A 19,715-nucleotide genomic window follows, 5' to 3' on the forward strand; every position below is an offset into this window, starting at 1 on the left:
AATTTCATATATTAACTTTTATTATTAGTAATTATATTTTATCTCAAATACTTATTTACAAATTAGATTTTCTTACTCCTAGTGCAATTAAAACTGATCTTGGTTCCATTTCAATTCTACTTAAAATCGCTGGCATTTCTTCTACTGATTCATTAAAATTCCTATCACCAGACACTCCTGTATTAACTGCCATACGCCACTCTAAATTAGCTGGAAGATCTGGCAACCTTACATATTGTTTTTCCCAATAAGTATTAATTCCAATATAAACAATATCATCTTCATCAATTTCCTCATTAAATCCTGAAAACATTACTCCAAGAACCCAAGCTTCCCTTGAAGAATCAATATACCATGGCTCATTTCCGTGTTTACTCATATCAGGCAATCCACATTTTGCTGGTGCTAGGCTATCTTTAAGTATAGGGTGATTTTTTCTGAATTTTATCATATTCTTAAAAAATTCAAACATATCTGAATTGTTTTCTAACAAGCTCCAATCAACCCATGATATTTCATTATCTTGGCAATATGGATTATTGTTACCAAATTGAGTGTTGCAAAACTCATCACCTGCAAAAAGCATAGGTGTTCCTCTGCTTGCAAGAAGAACTGCACATGCATTTTTCATCATCTTTTTGCGAAGCATTAAAACCTCTTCGTCAGCAGTTTCTCCTTCAATACCACAGTTCCAGCTGTTATTATTATTATCTCCGTCTGCGTTATTCCATCCATTTGCTTCATTATGCTTATTATTATAAGAATATAAATCATATAAAGTAAACCCATCATGACAGGTTATAAAATTAACCGAAGCATTATGTCCCCTATGAATTGGATCATATAAATCATGAGATCCTGACATTCTATCAGCCATTGCATGTACTAATCCTGGATCTCCTTTTAAAAATCTTCGTACATCATCTCTGTACTTTCCATTCCATTCTGACCATCTGCTCCAGGATGGAAAACTCCCTACTTGATATAATCCGCCTGCATCCCAAGCTTCTGCAATTAGTTTAACATTTGAAAGAATATGATCAAATGCTAGATTTTTTAAAAGTGGTGGCTGACTCATTGGTGAACCATCTTCATTACGTCCAAGAATAGATGCAAGATCAAATCTAAATCCATCTATTCTATATTCAGTTACCCAATACCTGAGGCAATCTAAAATCATATTTTGTACATTAGGATGATTACAATTTATTGTATTACCACATCCACTAAAATTATAATACTTTCCATCAGGAGTAAGCATATAGTAAATATTGTTATCTACTCCCTTAAAGGATATATAAGGTCCTTCCTCATCGCCTTCAGCCGTATGATTAAAGACAACATCAAGAATAACTTCTATCCCATTTTCATGGAATTTTTTAATTAATGATTTTAATTCATCACCTTCTCTATTATACTCAATTCCAGCAGTGTAACTTGTATTAGGTGCAAAAAAACTTACTGCATTATATCCCCAATAGTCTAGTAATCTTTTCCCATTAACAATACGCATATCCTTTAATTCATCAAATTCAAATATAGGCATAAGTTCAACTGCATTAATTCCAAGTTCTTTTAAATATGGTATTTTATCTGATAACCCTTCAAAAGTCCCCGGATAATTTACATTGGAAGATAAATGATTAGTAAAACCACGAACATGTAATTCATAAATAATTAAATCCTTCATTGGAATTCTGAGCTGCTTACTATTTCCCCAATCAAAGTCATTTATAACAACTCTTGCTCTATATTGATTTGCATACTCCGCTTTATATCCCCACTTACTTTGTCCTGCAACTGCTTTTGCATAGGGATCTAAAAGATATTTAGTTTCATCAAAAATCAAGCCTTTTTCTGGAATATATGGTCCATCAATACTATATGCATATTCAAATTCCTCAATATTCAATCCAAATACAATCATTGAATAAACGTTACCTATTTTATAATGTTCAGGGAATTTAATTATTGCAAATGGCTCATATTCATTTCTTTTAAACAAAACCAATTTGACAGACTTAGCATTCTGTGAACTAATTGTAAAACTGACTCCACCAGGAACAATAACTGATCCATTTTCAAGGTATAAGCCTGGACGAATTTTAAATCCATTCTCCTCATCTGTGGGAATTAAATTTTTATTATATCCATTTTCTAAATCGCAAAAGTCCATTTTAAGGTTACTCATCTTCATCTATCTCACCCCTCTTTTTATTAAAAGTTAGGATATATTAAGTAAATTGAAAAATTGCATATCTTCATTTATCAAATGGCCAATAACAACATCATCTGCTAAGAATGAAAAAAAAGCTGATGGATTAAGTTCTCTATTTTCATAGCATTGTTTCAATTGAAATACTTTGCCTATTAAATTTTTGTGAATTTTGCTATGCTTATCATAATCTTTATAGCCTATGCTTTTTAATATTTCTTCTTCTCTATCAAAATGTTTTATTGTTCTATCTATTAATATATCAAGCTTTTCTAAACTTTTTTCAAAATCCATTTCCATAATTGCAGCATTAATCAAATCATTTAACAACTCTAAAAGCTCCTTATGTTCTTTATCAACATCTTCATTCCCACTATTCCATTCATTATTCCATTGTATTCTTTTTGCTTTAATTTCATTTTCATCTTCAAATTTTGTTGCAAGTATAGAATTTTCACCTTGTTCTTGTGCACTAATTAATAATTTATTTAATCTTTCCTGCCATTGTTTTAGAGATTCAGCTTTTATTCTTTCTGAAACTCCGAAACTAGCCATAAATTGCCCTATAATAGGATGTATATTTTCATTTAAAGCCTTACGAACTTTTTCAGCAACAATAATTGCTCCACTTTTGTTTGTCTTTGGCATTAACAATACAAATTTCTCATCATCTATTTTAACTAAAATATCATATTTACGTATTACACTGTTTGCTATTTTAGCAGTTTCTCTTACCACTTCTTCCTTAACTGAAGAACCCAATTTAGAGGTTTTAAAATTATCTAAGGTTAACATAATCATTGAAAGAGGATCATTATATCTATCCGCTCTTTCAATTTCTTCTGCAATTCTTTTATTGAAAAAATCTATACTTAATAAACCTACTTCTTCATCCTTAGTCAAAGCCTTTTTAAGGTTTGCCTCCTGCTGAATTTTTTCTGTAACATCTCTTGCAGAAGCATAAATATATTGATAATTCATTTGGATATACCATTCTAAATACCTGTATCCACCTATTTTTGAGCTTATTCTATTTACAAATCCTGATATAGGTTCTAATTCATTTAAATTTCTTATTATATTGACAGTTTTAGGCAAGTCTTCTTTATCAACTAAAGAGAGAAAGCTCTTTCCTTCGAATTCTTCTGCAGTATATCCCAATACCTTTTCAAATTCTCTATTTACTTTAAGAAAATTCAAATTTTCATCTATAACACATAGCATATCTATATTAACTTTAAAGATTCCTTCTATTTCTTTTTCTTTCATATATTCTTTACTAACATCATTAAATATACAAGCAAAATGTTCATTATCTAATATAAAAATAGTTATCCTAATCCATTTAGCTACAGCCTTGTTATATAAATCAATAACTACAGTTTTATCATTAATAATTGCTTCTTTAAATGCCTTCTCCCACTCATCTCCAATGTTATTTTCTATTTTAAAAATTTCACTGTATCTTTTCCCGATAACTTCATAATCCTTTAACCCTATCATACTTTCATATATATTATTAACATCTAAAAATTCGCAATCGTAAGGAATGCCATCTTTATTAAAAATAGCCTTATGGTATGATAAAGCTACTGGTGATTTCTTAAATAAATATTCTAATAACTGCTCTTTCATTCCAATGCATCTCCATTCATACTGATATTTTTATATAAACTATCTATTTTTATGGCTTTTATTATATGCTGGACATTTTCTAAAGGCTTTTACCATATTAAATATTTAATTTTAAATAATAACGTAAATCAAATAATTTCTTATAAATACATTATTCTACAAAAACCATTTTAATCCTTTTTAATGTTTTGTAAACTTAATGGCATCTTCACTCTATTAAAATACTAAAAATGGCTGCCTTAAAAACAAAATCAGAAAATACATTTATTGATTTATTCTTTTACAATAAATGTATTTCTCCTGATTTTTTTGTTAAGACAACCTTATTTAATCCTGATTCCTTCCTTCATATTATTATCTGGTTTTAATACTATCTTTTCACCTTCCTGCAATCCTTCTAAAACTTCTATTGTTTTATCACTTTCAATTCCTTTTTTTATCGGCCTTAAAACCGTTTTTCCATTATCAACGGCAAATACACAAGAATTGCCCTTATAATCAAATACAGCCGTATCTGGTATTATTAATGTATCACTTTGCATTTTGGTTATAATTTTAGTCTCTAGATCATAACCTGGTTTTAATGTTCCTATGTCATCGGCAATTTCAATAGTTACCGCTACCCTCTTTTGATTAACGCCTAAAGAAGACGTTATATTTTTTGCTTCTGGTGCTATTTTTATAACTTTTCCTTTTAATTTTGAACCTCCAATTGCCTTTCCACTGACTTCAACTTCATTTCCAACATGAACATTGTAGATATCATCGGCTAATATATTAGATTCCAATTCAAGACTTTTAACATCTCCTAATAAAAAAGCTGCTGTCCCAGGTGCCCCTATTGAATTTTCCTCTACGAGCTTTTCAATTACAATCCCATCAATTCCAGCTTTCACCTGTTGCTTATCAATTTCTCTAACTATAGAATCTTTGAAAATTACTGCTTGCTCAACTGCTTCAATATATTCCCTCTTCATATAATCTGGAGCACCAGCTTTAGCATCTTTTAATTGAGAATTTGCAGATTTCAGACCTGCCTCAGAGCTTTTAAAAGCATCTTCAGCATTTTTTAGCTCCTGCTCACTCATTGCACCTGCTTCAAAAAGAGTCTTTGCATTATCAAAATTCCTCTTTGCAGTATCATAAGTAACCTTAGCAGTATCAACTGCTGATTGAGAAATTTCTATCTTATTGGCATAGTTAGAAGCATCTGTACTTGCTAATTGAGCTTTTGCAGCTTTAATTTTTGAATCAGCATCTTTAAGTTTTAACTCAAGATCACCTGTATCCATGGTCAAAAGTACATCACCTTTATTTACAGAATCCCCCACCTTAACTTTTATGTTGTTTATTCTTCCTGAGCCTTCAAAATAAACAGTCTCCTTCTTATTTGCTTCAACCACTGCTGTATCTTCAATATATTGCTTAATTTCTCCCTTTTCTACAGCAACAGTTTCTACATCTTGTCCACTTTGCATATTCATATATATTAGTCCACCTGCTATACATATTACTACTGCAATAGTTGTCAAAATTACTTTTTTATTTTTAATCTTTATTTTCATACCACATACCACCTCATTCAATTAACAATTTACAATTATCAATGTACAATTTAAGGATGAAATTCAGGAAAACATCATTCTGTTGATTAGAAATAAACTTTTGAGTATCATCCAAAAGAAACCATTAACTTCTAATTGTTAATTGTGAACTGTTAATTGTTAATTGTTAATTGGATTATCTATTCTTTGTTCTTCAATACCTCTATCATATCAAGAGCCTTAATCTTTCTTATCAATGTTAAATTAGTAATTACAGTAAATAGAAGTGTTAGAATTATTGCAATAAAATAAGTTTTGAATTCTATAACATATGGGATTGTATATGCATCTGTACTGCTTGATTTCATAAGATATGCTCCAAGCCATTTACCTATTGGCAATCCTATAATCATTCCAAATACAGTGATTATATAATTTTCAGTAAAAATTAATTTTTTAACCTCATTGTTATTGAATCCAAGTACCTTTAAAGTTGCTAATTCTCTTTGTCTTTCAAATATATTTATTGTTGCAATATTATATAAAACAGCAATAAGTAGAATACCTGCAAGAGTGATATAAACACCTATTGAGGCTCCCATTGCTCCCATTGCCTTTAAAAGAGCATTGAGCGAATCTGTTTTTGATTCCAAAGAAGCCACCCCTGGAATATCTCTTAATTTATCTTTAACTTCATTTTCATATTTAATGTCGTCTAAATTTAATACAGCTGTATTGGCTATTGTACCTTCTCCAATCAAACTATCCAGATTATCCAAAGATGTATACGTACTCAATCCTAAGTATTGAACAACTATTCCTTTAACCACTATTTCTTTCTTTTCTTTTCCCGGAAAATAAAATTTCACATTAACACTATCATTTAATTTTATTCCCAAAATCTCAGCTAACTTTTCAGATATAAGTAGTCCATTGTTAGGAACACTTACTATATTTCCTTCCTTATCTTCAACTCTATACATTTGAGGATCTTTCACAAGGGCAGTAAAACCAACTTGTTTAGTTCTCCAGCCATTTGATATTTCAACACCTGTTTCCAGTACTGGCTCTATATCTTTTATGTGACCAATATTTCTTATATCATTTAATTCATTTGTATTAATTAAATTAGTAAATCTTATTTTTATATCATAATTTTGAATATTGCTATACTGCTTTTCTATCATAAAATCTATAGAATCCTTCATACTTAAAGCCACCAATAATATCGCTGAAGCAAATATAACTCCTAATGAGGTCAATAATGCTCTCTTTTTATACCTAAACAAATTTCTTATTATTATCTTTCCTAAATAACTAACATTTTTCCATATTAAATTTACTCTTTCTAATACTATTTTTTTACCGCTTTCAGGTGCCTTTTGCCTCATTGCTTCACTAGGCATTATTTTAAATATAGATTTGCAGGAATTGTAGCCTGCAAATAAACAAAATAACATGGTTAAAGCAAAAGCTGGTAATACAAATTCACCATAAACTTTAACTTCTCCAAGAGGCAAATTAAAATATTGATTATAGATTTTAGTCATTCCAACACCCATATAAGTTCCTGTAACAGCACCTATAATACTTCCTACAATTGCAACAAGTGCTGAATAACTCATATAATAAATCAATACCTGAAAATTAGTAAACCCAATTGCCTTTAACACTCCTATTTGTGTTCTTTGATTTTCAACCATTCTTCCCATCATAATATAAATAATAACTGATGCAACCATAAAAAATATTATTGGAAATGATCCACCCATAGATTTTAATTGCTTTATTTTTGTACTTATCATCTTGCTGCTAGTTTGTTCTTCTCTATCAATAACACTTTTTACTCCATAATTTTTTAAAGTCCTTTTTATATCATCCTTGATCTTTTCTATATCACTACCATTAGAAATTCTTATTGATAAATTGTTTATTAAACCATTAGAAGCAAAAATCCCTTCACCAAAAGACTGTTTAATATATATAATTCCAAACTTTTTATTATCAGCCATAATCTCACTAGAGTCTTTTAATGTATATACGAACTCTGGACTTTTGGCTGACCCAATAATTTTAAGTTTTATCTTATTTCCATTTACAATTGGATAAATGTAATCACCTAAATTTAAATTATTTGCTTTTAAGAAATCTTCATCTAAAATGCATTGATTACTATCTTCTTCTGAAAAATATCTTCCTGATTTCATTACAATGTCATTTACTATATCTGTTTTTACATCTGGAAGTGTTATAAATCTCAAGGTTGCACTTTCTTCAGAAATGCTGACACTGGCATCTTTAACAATTCTTCCTGTTGCTGACTTAACCTCAGGTATATTAAGCACCTTTTCTCTTACTCCTATTGGCGCATTATAAAGGTCTACCCAAATATCTGCTAATCTATATTCTTCATAGTAATTCGCACTAGAACTTGAAAGATTTCTAAACGCTGAATTTATTGATGTATAAAATGTAACCCCTAATACTACAATTATCAATATTGAAATAAATTGACCTTTAGATTTTTTTATATCTCTAAATAAATTCCTAAATAAAATCTTCATTACCACTCAATCCTTTCAGGTGATTCAGGATTTTCATTAACAGTTATAGATTCTACTGCACCACTTCTTACTCTGATTACCCTGTCAGCCATAGCTGCAATTGCAGCATTATGTGTAATAACTACTATAGTTTTATTTGTATTTTTATTTATATCATAAAGTACCTTTAAAATAAGCTTTCCTGTTTTATAATCTAAAGCACCAGTTGGTTCATCACATAAAAGCAATAATGGATTTTTTACTAAAGCCCTTGCTATTGCTACTCTCTGCTGTTCTCCTCCAGAAAGCTGAGCTGGAAAATTTGATTTTCTCTCACTTAAACCAACTTCTTTCATAATATCCTCAGCATTTAGAGGATTGTCGCTAAGAGATTTTACTAGCTCAACATTTTCAAGAGCAGTAAGATTAGACATTAAGTTATAAAACTGAAATACAAAGCCTATGTTTTTTCTTCTATACATTGTAAGCTCATTATCTGAATAGTTTGTTATATTTTCTCCATCTACTAACACTTCTCCAGAGGTAGGTCTATCCATCCCGCCAATCATATTTAACACAGTACTTTTTCCCGAACCACTTGGTCCTAGTACTACTACAAATTCACCTCTATAAATTTCAAAACTCATTTTATCAGAAGCTTTAACCGTTACTTCTCCCATAATGTATTCCTTAGTAACGTCTTTTACTATAACAATAGGATCTTTCATAAAAAATCCCCCTTTAACCTCATTATAGAACTGATTTTATACCTAATATTATCAAAATGGACCTTTGCTCCAATTGAACGTTTTATCAACATTAATTTTGCTTGTTTAACTAATTTAATTATATCACATATGTTTATTGGATTGTCCTTTATTGATTTGATGTTACTTATACTTTAAAGCTATGCCTTTCTCAATTAACAATGCACAATGAACAATTAGAGTAAAAAAATACGTTGGTCTTATTATTAAACCAACGTATTTAAAAATTTTATTTTTTTCGAAATAACCCCTCCCAATGTTAATTCTTACATTAAATAATTATTTTACCCTAAATAATTATTCTACCCTTTTACTTCTTGTTAATCGTTATTAACTAGAAGACCATTTATTAATCCTCAATAAACCATAGTTGAAAAATCTGCAAAATAAATTGTTCATACATCATTATTAAACACTCACACATATAGATCAGTTATAATTAATACTTTACTATAGCGATTTTCCCCCTTTCCTTTTAATTTAATGCAAAACAAAATTTATTTTAAATTTTTATTCGACTTAGAATTTTCACTAATAAATTTATTTTACAACACCATTCTGACAAAACTCTGACAAATATTAGGTTATCGACTATAAAATAACTTTTTTACAACAAAACGGTCAGAAAAATATATGAAATCTTAAGATATATATTGCAAGAAAAAAGCCAACTAACATTTTATTAAGTACTGTTAGTTGACCTATCTACTTATAACATAATAATTTTACTTTAATATCATCAAAAAATTAACTATCACTTATAAATGAATTATTGCAAATCCTACATTCATTGTACGCCTACTAAAACTAACACAGATCTTGGCTCTAATTCGATCTTTTGATTAACTTTAAGCATGTCATCAGTTTTTTCAGTAAAATCTTTTCCAGTAGGCATAGCTGTATTTACTGCAATTCTCCATTCTAATCCCTTAGGGAGATCAGGCACTTTTATATATTGCTTTTCCCAATATGCATTAATTGCTATATATACTATATCGTCCTTGTTTTCTTTCTTGTCCCATCCTGAAAACATAACTCCAAGAACCCTTGTTTCTGCTGATGGGTCTAAATACCAAGGCTCATTCCCATGTTTACTGACACTAGGCAATCCACACTTTGATGGTTCTATACTATCTCTAACTACAGGATGGCTTTTTCTAAACTTTATCATATTCTTAAAGAAATCAAATATTTCTTTATTTTTATCTAATAAAGTCCAATCAAGCCATGAAATTTCATTGTCCTGACAATAAGGATTATTATTTCCAAATTGAGTATTACAAAATTCATCTCCTGCTAAAAACATAGGTGTACCTTGACTTGTAAATAAAACTGCACAAGCATTTTTTATCATTTTCATACGAAGTTTTAAAATATTATCATCCTCTGTATCACCTTCAATGCCACAATTCCAGCTATTATTGCTACTTTCTCCATCTGTATTATTCCAGCCATTAGCTTCATTATGCTTATGATTATATGAATACAAATCATACAAAGTAAAACCATCATGACAGGTAATAAAATTCACTGATGCATTTCCTCTACTATCTGGATCATAAAGATCATGAGAACCAGACATTCTTTCAGCCATTACCTGTGCAAGACCACCATCACCTTTTAAAAACTTTCGAACATCATCACGATATTTTCCATTCCATTCTGACCATCTTTTCCATGATGGAAAATTACCTACCTGATACATTCCTCCCGCATCCCATGCTTCTGCAATTAATTTTACCTTTGCCAAAATAGGATCAAATGCTAGATTTTGCAATAAAGGAGGCTTATTCATAGGCGATCCATCCTCATTACGTCCAAGAATGGAAGCAAGATCAAATCTAAAACCATCTACTCTATACTCAGTAACCCAATAACGCAAACAATCCATTATCATTCTTTGGACAACTGGATGGTTGCAATTTATTGTATTTCCACATCCACTAAAGTTATAGTACTTTCCATCTGGCGTTAACATATAATAAACATTATTATCAAAGCCTTTAAAAGATATGTATGGACCTTTTTCATTACCTTCTGCTGTATGATTAAAAACAACATCAAGAATAACTTCAATACCATTTTCATGAAGCTGCTTAATCATGGTCTTTAATTCATCACCTTCTCTATTGTATTCACTCTTAGCAGCATAGCTTGTATTTGGTGCAAAAAAACTTACTGAATTATATCCCCAATAATCCAATAGTCTTTTCCCATCAACTATTCTTTCATCTTTCATTTCGTCAAATTCAAAAATGGGCATTAACTCTACTGCATTGATTCCTAATTCCTTTAAATGTGGTATTTTTTCAGCTAATCCAGAAAAAGTTCCTGGATATTTAACCTTTGAGGATGTGTGTTTTGAAAATCCACGAACATGTAGTTCATATATAATAAGTTGTTCCATAGGAATTAATAACTGTTTGCTATTTCCCCAATCAAAATCATTTGCAACTACTCGAGATCTATATTGATATCCTGTTTTGGGCTTAGCTCCCCACATACTTTGCCCTGCTACTGCCTTAGTATATGGATCTAATAAGTATTTAGTACTATCAAAAATCAATCCCTTTTCTGGAATATATGGACCATCAACACTATAAGCATATTCAAACTTTTCAATATCTAATCCAAATACAATCATAGAGTATACATCACCAATTCTATAATTATCAGGAAATGGAATTATTGCATATGGATCACATTCTTCTCTTTTAAACAATACCAATTTAACTGAAGTCGCATGTTGTGAATGAACTGTAAAACTAACGCCACCTGGAATAACTACTGCTCCATTTTCAAGATAAAATCCCGGACGAATTTTAAAGCCTTCATATTCATCCATAGGAATCAAATTTTTACCAAAGGTTTCTGCAAAGTCATCAAAATTAACTGTACTTGCTAATTTGTTCATAATAAATTTCTTATTTTGTGAAAAATTAGATTTTGTCATCCCACATCTTCCTCTCTAAAAATCAATTCACAATTAACAGTTAACAATTACGAAATAAAAGTCACAGGCTTTTCAATTAAGTTCTGAATTGTGGCACATCCACCATTTTTATAGGTGGATGTTTTTTAGAAATAGCTTCGCTATTTAATACTTAATTCTTAACTCTAAACTCTTAACTTATCCAAGCTTTAAAGTACCTCAAACTCTGAACTGATTGAAAATTTTAATTTATGAATTTTATTAATTAAAATTTATATAATGATTTTTTATCCTTACACTTATTGGTTTAACTTCTTTATTTAGTTAATATAATTATAGCATATATAAATAAAAATACGCTGGTTTTCATGTTAAACCAACGTATAAAAATCATACCTTATTTTATTTTAAATTTAGAAAGTTCCTTAGATAAAGATATAGAAAGTTCATCTAGATCTTCAGATGCTTTTTTTAAGTTTAAGAAAATAGTTCCTTGCTTATCAATCATTTCTTCAAAACATAAAGTACTTGCAACAGACTCTTCACTTATAGCTGAAGTATTAGAAACTGCTTCATTAATATTTTTATTTTCTACTAATAATGATTTTGCTATTTCAGATATGCTGAAGCTCATAAGCTTAATATTTTCAATTTCTTTTTCAATTCCTGCAAATGTAGATGATATATTATCAATTGAGCTTGTACTTAATCCCATATAATCTAAACTATCTTTCATTACTGCAACTGCATTTGCAACTTGCTCCTGAATTTGTTGTATTTCACTTGAAATTCCTTGTGTAGATTCTGAAGATTGTTCAGCCAATTTTCTAACCTCCTCTGCAACTACTGAGAAGCCTTTTCCATTTTCTCCTGCTCTTGCTGCTTCAATACTTGCATTTAAAGCTAAAAGGTTAGTTTGTTCTGATATAGAAGATATAGTAGTTGTTATATTAGCAATATTCTTAGATTTTTCTGATAAATCATTGATAACTTCTGCTGAAATATTTACGCTTTCTTTCATTTTATATAATAATTTTGCTGTTTCCTCTAAACCTTTAGAACCATTTAAGGTCTTATCATTAGTTTCAGATATCCTTTTATCAATATTGGCACTTATATCCACCAATTCTTTAGATTTACTTTCCATGTCATTTATTGATCTTGTTATATTTTGGACTTCATTTGCCGTATGCTTTGCTCCTAAAGATAAATTTTCGATTGACTGCTTAATGTCTTTTCCGCATTCAACAACCTCTAAACTGACTTTTTTATAACTATCCGAAGATTCAATAACAACTTCTGAAACATCTTTAATTTTTATTATTATACTTCTCAAATTATCTATCATCTTGTTAAAGGTTGTATTAATTCTTCCTAATTCATCTGATGATTCTGGAAGGGAGCTTAATAGATTTCCTGCTGCTACCTCTTCTGCTATTAAAGATATCTTTAATAGTTTATTGAAGAAGTTTCGGAGTAATATAGTAAGTAATATTATTAGAATTATCATAGCAACAACAGAAACTATAACTATAAAGTAAAGCAACGACTCTAAACTAGAAGTGTATTCTTTAGTAGGCACCTCTAAAAGCATATACCAATCAGTTCCTTCAACATGTGAAACAAAAAGTTTTTCTGTTTCATTATTATCCTTAAATTCACCTGTAAAGTTATCTTTTGAGATGGCCACCTTTACTAAATCCGCAAATTCCTTATTTGAACTTTTCAAGAAATTTTCTTCTTTGTTAGAACTATCATCTTGACGGAATAAAACAGTCCCATCTTTACCAATTAAATAAACCTTGTCCGTCTTTCCAATATGAAAATCTGTATTTTCTTTAAATACTGTAGTTACTAAACAAGCTCCACTTACAAGCCCTATAACTTTATTATCTTTAGGGTTCTTTACTGGACATTCCATAGATATTATTAAATCCTTAGGGTTTTGTTTATCTTGAAATGGATTTGAAATAATTTTTTCACCTTTCATAACCCTTGGGAAAGTATCTTCTGAGCTTATATCTATAGTTACATTATTTTGCATTAATAATTTTCCTGTAGTATCTGATATTCCAATGGTATTATATACCCCATCATAATTCTTTTGCTCTCTTTGAAAATAAGGTATTATTTCCTCATAATTCATTCCAGAAACCAATTGAGTATTTGCTATTACTTCAACTTGAGATAATCTAGATTTAACCCATGATGATAATTTTTGAGCTTGTATTGATATAGTTTGTTTCCCTGAGTTTTCCATTGAAGACATTATTAATTTCTTTGAATTTACATATTCTAAATATGTAACTGTACTAATAAGAGTTATAACAATAAGTGAAATAATAAAAATAGCTCTAGCTTGTAATGATTTTCCCTTTTTCATAAATATTTTCCCCCTCATAATAACCATAAAAATTGAATTTTAATATAAATAATATTTTATTTATATTCTTAAGATACAATTATATTTATTCATTTTTCTCATTACATTGTATAAATATAAATCTACTTTTCCCTAATAAAGTAATTATTTAATTTTAAATTTAAAAAGAGAAGGATTAAAAATATATATCATTATTCATAATCCTTCTCTTAGTTTAAAACTAATTTCTCTTATTGTATTTTTTAGTACATTAAAACTTTACTAACTCTTAAGTACTTATGTGTTTTTAAAACATTTGTTTAAATAATCTATTTTCTTTTACATCTTGTGTAACTTTTACTACATTACTTGTATCACCAATTAATATTGCACCACATAAACGGTTATTGGCAAAATAGTATTTTGTATATGATCTTTTAACAGGATCTTTAAATTCTACTGTTTTATATTGAATGTTAGGATTCTTTCCATTATCTCCAATTGAATATAATGAAGTATTCATTCCATTAAAGGTTATAGCAGCATCTACTGTTTCATAAGTCAATTCATCTCCAGCTGCATTGGCTCCAGCAACCCTACCCATTTCTAAAGCTTGTGGCCAAATACCATAATTTATTCCATTATATTCAGCACAATCTCCGCAAGCATATATCTCTGGAATATTAGTTTGCATTTTTTCATTTACAATTACAGCCCTATCTATATTAATTCCTGCTTCTTTTGCTATTTTAGTATTAGCCTTAATACCTGTAGATATAATCACTAAATCAGCTGGTATAACTTCTTTGCCATTGATTTTTACACCAGTAACATTATCTTCACCTTTTATTTCATCAATTTTAACATTTAATCTTATATCAATTCCTTCTCCTCTAACTATTTCTTCTAGGAATCTTCCACCTTCTAAATCTAATTGATTAAACATTAATTTGTCAGAAGCTTCTAATACAGTAACTTTACATTTTGCTTTACTTAATTCCCATGCAGCTTCAAGTCCAAGAACTCCGCCTCCAATTACAACTGCATTTTTTACCTTAGGTAATAGTTCTACAACCTTATCAGTATCTGAAATATTACGTATTGCAATTACTTCCTCTTTATCTGCGCCTGGAATTTCAGGAATAAAGCATTCAGAGCCTAAAGCATATATACACTTGTCATATTTAAGCTTAATTCCATCATCAAAATGAACTTCTTTTCCTTTAGTATCAATTTTGATTACTTCTTTTTCAAGGACATTTGTTATATTCTTTTCTTTATACCACGCTTCATCATGAATAGCTATTTGTTCTGGTTTAAACTTAGCTATCATTGATTTTGTAAGCATAGGACGATTATATCCTAATACACTTTCATTAGAAACCAAAACTATAGCACAAGTCTCATTTCTTTCCCTTATGGCCGTCGCTGCACTTATTCCCGCGGCACCATTTCCAAGAACTAAATAAATTTCATTTGTATTATTCTTATAGTCATTTTCATCAATTTCAACTGTAATGAAATTTTCTTTTCCTACACCACAAACAGGACAAATCTCAAGGCTGGAATCAAATATTTCTCCACAAACTAAACATTTCACCAAAGTTCTCTTAGCTGATTTCTTTGGATTTTCTTTGTTTTGTACAATACAACCAAAATTATATCCATAATCATAAGCATCACTTAAATCACTATCACTTGGTTTAAATTTAACACGGAAACCATCGATTACCTTCATGTTAAGCTGTTTTAATCTTTCTATAATATGTGGAACACCTTCTCCGCTCCATCCATAGCTTCCAAAGGCACTAGCATGTTTAGTACCATGAGTTCTTGCAAACATTGATATAGTTAACTCCCAAATAGGTTCTAGGGCTTCACCAACTATTGTTGGGGTACCTAAAAGAATACCATCTGCAAAAAACAACTCTTCTAATACTTTGCTCTTATCAGTTTCTAATAAATCGTAATCTCTTACATCCACGTCACCACTAGCTTTAATTCCCTTTGCTATTTCACCAGCTAATTGCTTTGTGTATCCATAAGCACTTACATAAGGAATAATTACTGTCTTTCTTGGATTTGGATTAACTATTTCACACCATTTAGCATTTAAAGCTTTAAGTTCTTCTATTCTACAGTCAATTACTGGTCCATGCCCTGTGCAAATCATATCAATATCTAAATCTTTAATTCTAGCTAAAGCTTTTATCATAAATGGCTTCTTAAAAGGTCCAATAATATTATCAAAATAATATTTCTTAGCTCTTAGGTATCCTTCATTATCTGTAACCTTACTTAATAATATTTCATCAAAACTATAATGTGAACCAAAGGAATCACAAGTAAGTAGCGTCTTATCTTCTTCAATATATGTATACATTGTATCTGGCCAATGTAAATTAGGAAGTACCATAAAACGTAAAGTTTTATCTCCTAAATCTAAAGTGTCATTTTCTTTTACAGCTATGCTATAAAAATCACGATTTACAATATTTTTTAAGAAACCTATAGCAACCCCTGTTCCTACAATTTTAATATTAGGATTTATTTCAATAAGTTTTTCTATACTACCTGCATGATCTGGTTCTGTATGATTTACCACAATATAATCAATTTCATTAATATCTACAAGGTTGCTTAAAGCTTCCAAATATTCGTCTAAGAATTTAGCCTTTGCTGTTTCAAATAATACTGTTTTTTGACTTGTCTTAAGCAAATATGAATTATAAGAAGTTCCAAATTCAGTTTCCATTACAATGTCAAATACTTTTAAATCAGGATCTAATACTCCTGTCCAATAAAAATTCTTTTTTAGTTCCAGTGTTTTCATGTAAAAATCCTCCTTCTCGATGCCAAATCATATTAGTTTTATGACAATATTATACCTCTTTACACATAATAATTCATATATTTTTCTTTTAAATAAAAAAATAATATGAATTTAAAAGATAAACTTCATTATATTTAACAGCCATTTTCCACAATTTCTTTTTAATCGTTCCAATAGATATTTTCTCTTCCTTAAAATCTTCAAGACTCTTTAAAAAACTCTTTTTTTCTTTTTCATCTGCCTTGTTCTTAAAATATCCCCATACATGCATTAAGGCATTTAAACAATTTCCTAAATTAATCTCCATTTCCATAGCTTCTTCTATTAAGTTATAAAATTTAAGAAATGGGTAATCAGATTTATCCTTTAATAGTTTTCTTATTTCTAAATAATTTTGAGGAGAATTTTCTAATATAGTGTATTTATATTTTGCCCACTCTTCTTCAAGTCTTTTAATTTTATTACCTTGACTAACAACATTTATGCATTTTACAGCTGAAAGATTTTTATCTTTAACTTCAAGCATTATATCAATATCTTCTCTATCTAAACTTTCATAAAACCTTATGAATTCATTAATTCTTATTGTATTTGAATGTGAACCTATTTTTTTTAAAGGATTTTGCTGAGAATAATGAATTTTTTGATATCCATCTTTTTCTTTCCACGTTTCTTTGCATTTATTAATCCAATATTTATCACTTTTTTCTTTATCATATGAATTAATTTCATTATGAAGATTATCAAAAATAACTGGTATATTAAGTTTTTTTCCTATTTCTAAAACTTCATTTATATTATAAGATTTATCATCATTTTCAATAACAAGTCTCTCTTTCACATTGTTACCTAATAAAGAATAATTATTTATGAATCTTTCTATTGCTTGCTCTTTATCATTGTAAACTCCACCAATATGAAGAACAATTTTATGCTCACTTCCTACTCCAAGGGTATCTAATACTTTAGTATGATAATTCAAATCCTCAATTGCCCTATCCACTACTTCTACATTAGGTGAATTAAGTACTGTGTATTGACCTGGATGCATTGAAACTCTCATATTGCTTTTTCTTATCTTCTCTCCAATTTTATTGAATTCAGAAAAAAATATCTTTTCCCATGAAATAGTATTAATTGGACTTGAACCAAAAGGAATTAAATCTGAACTAATTCTAAAAAGTTTTATGTCATTTTTAATATTGTAATCAATAATATTTTCAAGAGAATTTAAATTAAAAGAAATCAAATCTAATAATTTTTCTTCATCTATATTTTTAGCTATAGAACTTTTTAAATTAGTATTTTGTATTCCAATAGTTAAACATGCATATCCTATACTCATCTTTTCCTCCTATTACAAGAATAATGTTATTCCATCAGTAAAGTAACATTACTTTTCCATACTAAAATATTAATATAAATTTGAACTTTTCAATCAATTCAGAGTTATGTTTTCGGATGAAATCTCTTAACGCGATTACAAGAAAGTTTCGCATTGTGGCATAGCTGCTCTTTTTATAAGTGAGAAGTTCCCAATTGTGGCATAGCCACTCTTTTCAGAAGTGAGAAGTTCCGCATTGTGGCATAGCCACTCTTTTTAGTAGTGCATAATTTTATTTTTCCCTTGAATTTTTGCTTGATACAATGAAATATCTGCATTTCTAATACATTCATATACTGCTTCTATATTATCTGGCACAATTGTAGCTACGCCTAAGCTTGCTGTGACATATTCGCAGACTTCTGAATATTCATGGATAATTTTTAAATTGTAGATTTTCTCTTTTATTTCTTTAGCAATTTCATAAATTTCCCTTTCATCTGTCTGCAATGCAATATACACAAATTCTTCTCCTCCATATCTGCCAACAAAGTCTCTTGAACCTCTCAGTGTTTCATTTAGTTTACATGATACTTTTCTAAGAACCTCATCACCATTTACATGCCCATATTTATCATTATATGACTTAAAATTATCTATATCTATCATTATAATTGAAACTGGAGTTTCTTTTTTCTCATATTTAAATAAATTCTCAATAAATTCTCTTAAGGCCCTTCTGTTATTGAGATTTGTCAACTCATCCTTTAATGATAATTTTTTTAACTTTTTATTAGCTTCTTGAAGCTTTTTGTACATAGTTTTATTTTCACTTATTTCTCTTTTTAATTTTTCGTTGGCTTCAATCACTAAGTTTTTACCTCTAAAATTAATATATAAGTTTTTATATAAGGTTCTAGAAACAACATATGCACAAATTATAAAAATAATACTATTTATATAATGACCTAAAATTATATCACTTGAGGATTGAAAATATGGCAATCCAAAAAATAATACCCATGTAGAAATAAAATATGCACTTATTAATCTTCTACTATCTATATAATATATCACTGAACAGGCTATTAAATTCAGCATATACACCATAATTTGTCCATAAGTTTTTTGGTCCATTAAGGATATTATAGCTCCCCACACCATCATGAAAATAATATAACTAGTAGTAATAAACTCCATCATCTTCAAATTTCTTAAACACACCTTAGTATTTTTTAAACAAAATAAATATAGAAAGTTTATCCCAATCATTAAAAAATACATAAAAAAATAGGTATTAAATTTAAAGTCATTGACGTGTTTATTATAATTCAAAATTGTATCTGTTAAACAAAGCATTATTTCAGCAAATATTATGTATTTGCTGTATATTCTTCCTCTTCGTATATTTATTTTTATCGTTTCGTTTCTAAAAGAATCTTCTTCATTTAAGGTTAGATTAAGTGAACTTTTAATTTTCATAACTCTCTCTCCAATCTTAAAACCTATGTAAAACTTTGAAGTAATACATTAAAATTAATATTATTCCATATTTTACTA

The 19,715-nt window shown here is 29.0% G+C and carries 10 protein-coding genes; all 10 read right to left on the minus strand.

Annotated features, from left to right (window positions below):
- Window positions 1–55 precede the first annotated feature (55 nt).
- Window positions 56–2,197 carry a glycogen debranching protein GlgX gene (glgX, locus tag GXK56_RS17425; RefSeq protein ID WP_347707966.1) on the minus strand — a complete coding sequence of 714 codons (2,142 nt, stop codon included), beginning with the start codon at window positions 2,195–2,197 and terminating at the stop codon, window positions 56–58.
- A 27-nt stretch (window positions 2,198–2,224) separates the two neighbouring features.
- Entirely contained in the window at window positions 2,225–3,850 is a 1,626-nt protein-coding gene (locus GXK56_RS17430; protein WP_160689724.1) for a hemerythrin domain-containing protein, read from the minus strand.
- A 323-nt stretch (window positions 3,851–4,173) separates the two neighbouring features.
- Entirely contained in the window at window positions 4,174–5,415 is a 1,242-nt protein-coding gene (locus tag GXK56_RS17435; RefSeq protein WP_243156164.1) for an efflux RND transporter periplasmic adaptor subunit, read from the minus strand.
- Between the two features lie 179 nt (window positions 5,416–5,594).
- Window positions 5,595–7,958, minus strand: a complete 2,364-nt coding sequence (locus GXK56_RS17440) for an FtsX-like permease family protein (protein WP_160689726.1) — start codon at window positions 7,956–7,958, stop codon at window positions 5,595–5,597.
- Complete coding sequence (locus GXK56_RS17445; RefSeq protein ID WP_160689727.1) at window positions 7,958–8,665, minus strand: ABC transporter ATP-binding protein; 708 nt, start codon at window positions 8,663–8,665, stop codon at window positions 7,958–7,960. The genes GXK56_RS17440 and GXK56_RS17445 overlap by 1 nt, the downstream gene beginning before the upstream one ends.
- Window positions 8,666–9,491: 826 nt before the next feature.
- Window positions 9,492–11,657, minus strand: a complete 2,166-nt coding sequence (glgX, locus tag GXK56_RS17450; protein ID WP_160689729.1) for a glycogen debranching protein GlgX — start codon at window positions 11,655–11,657, stop codon at window positions 9,492–9,494.
- Window positions 11,658–12,033: 376 nt separating this feature from the next.
- Entirely contained in the window at window positions 12,034–14,019 is a 1,986-nt protein-coding gene (locus tag GXK56_RS17455) for a methyl-accepting chemotaxis protein (RefSeq protein ID WP_160689731.1), read from the minus strand.
- A 286-nt stretch (window positions 14,020–14,305) separates the two neighbouring features.
- Complete coding sequence (locus GXK56_RS17460; RefSeq protein WP_160689733.1) at window positions 14,306–16,831, minus strand: FAD-dependent oxidoreductase; 2,526 nt, start codon at window positions 16,829–16,831, stop codon at window positions 14,306–14,308.
- Window positions 16,832–16,919: 88 nt separating this feature from the next.
- Window positions 16,920–18,176, minus strand: coding sequence for a UV DNA damage repair endonuclease UvsE (gene uvsE, locus GXK56_RS17465; protein WP_160689735.1), 1,257 nt, complete (start codon window positions 18,174–18,176; stop codon window positions 16,920–16,922).
- A gap of 255 nt (window positions 18,177–18,431) precedes the next feature.
- Window positions 18,432–19,637 (minus strand): GGDEF domain-containing protein, encoded by a 1,206-nt coding sequence (locus GXK56_RS17470; RefSeq protein ID WP_160689737.1) that lies wholly within the window; start codon window positions 19,635–19,637, stop codon window positions 18,432–18,434.
- Window positions 19,638–19,715 lie beyond the last annotated feature (78 nt).

Origin of the sequence: Clostridium sp. C2-6-12 (assembly GCF_009928485.1) — a bacterium.
Lineage (GTDB): Bacteria > Bacillota > Clostridia > Clostridiales > Clostridiaceae > Clostridium.

Excerpts from the sequence above, each read along its gene's own strand:
- GXK56_RS17445 (WP_160689727.1), bottom strand. The coding sequence starts at position 8,665 with ATGAAAGATCCTATTGTTATAGTAAAAGACGTTACTAAGGAATACATT.
- glgX (WP_160689729.1), bottom strand. The coding sequence starts at position 11,657 with ATGACAAAATCTAATTTTTCACAAAATAAGAAATTTATTATGAACAAA.
- glgX (WP_347707966.1), bottom strand. The coding sequence starts at position 2,197 with ATGAAGATGAGTAACCTTAAAATGGACTTTTGCGATTTAGAAAATGGA.
- GXK56_RS17430 (WP_160689724.1), bottom strand. The coding sequence starts at position 3,850 with ATGAAAGAGCAGTTATTAGAATATTTATTTAAGAAATCACCAGTAGCT.
- GXK56_RS17470 (WP_160689737.1), bottom strand. The coding sequence starts at position 19,637 with ATGAAAATTAAAAGTTCACTTAATCTAACCTTAAATGAAGAAGATTCT.
- GXK56_RS17460 (WP_160689733.1), bottom strand. The coding sequence starts at position 16,831 with ATGAAAACACTGGAACTAAAAAAGAATTTTTATTGGACAGGAGTATTA.
- GXK56_RS17440 (WP_160689726.1), bottom strand. The coding sequence starts at position 7,958 with ATGAAGATTTTATTTAGGAATTTATTTAGAGATATAAAAAAATCTAAA.
- uvsE (WP_160689735.1), bottom strand. The coding sequence starts at position 18,176 with ATGAGTATAGGATATGCATGTTTAACTATTGGAATACAAAATACTAAT.
- GXK56_RS17435 (WP_243156164.1), bottom strand. The coding sequence starts at position 5,415 with ATGAAAATAAAGATTAAAAATAAAAAAGTAATTTTGACAACTATTGCA.
- GXK56_RS17455 (WP_160689731.1), bottom strand. The coding sequence starts at position 14,019 with ATGAAAAAGGGAAAATCATTACAAGCTAGAGCTATTTTTATTATTTCA.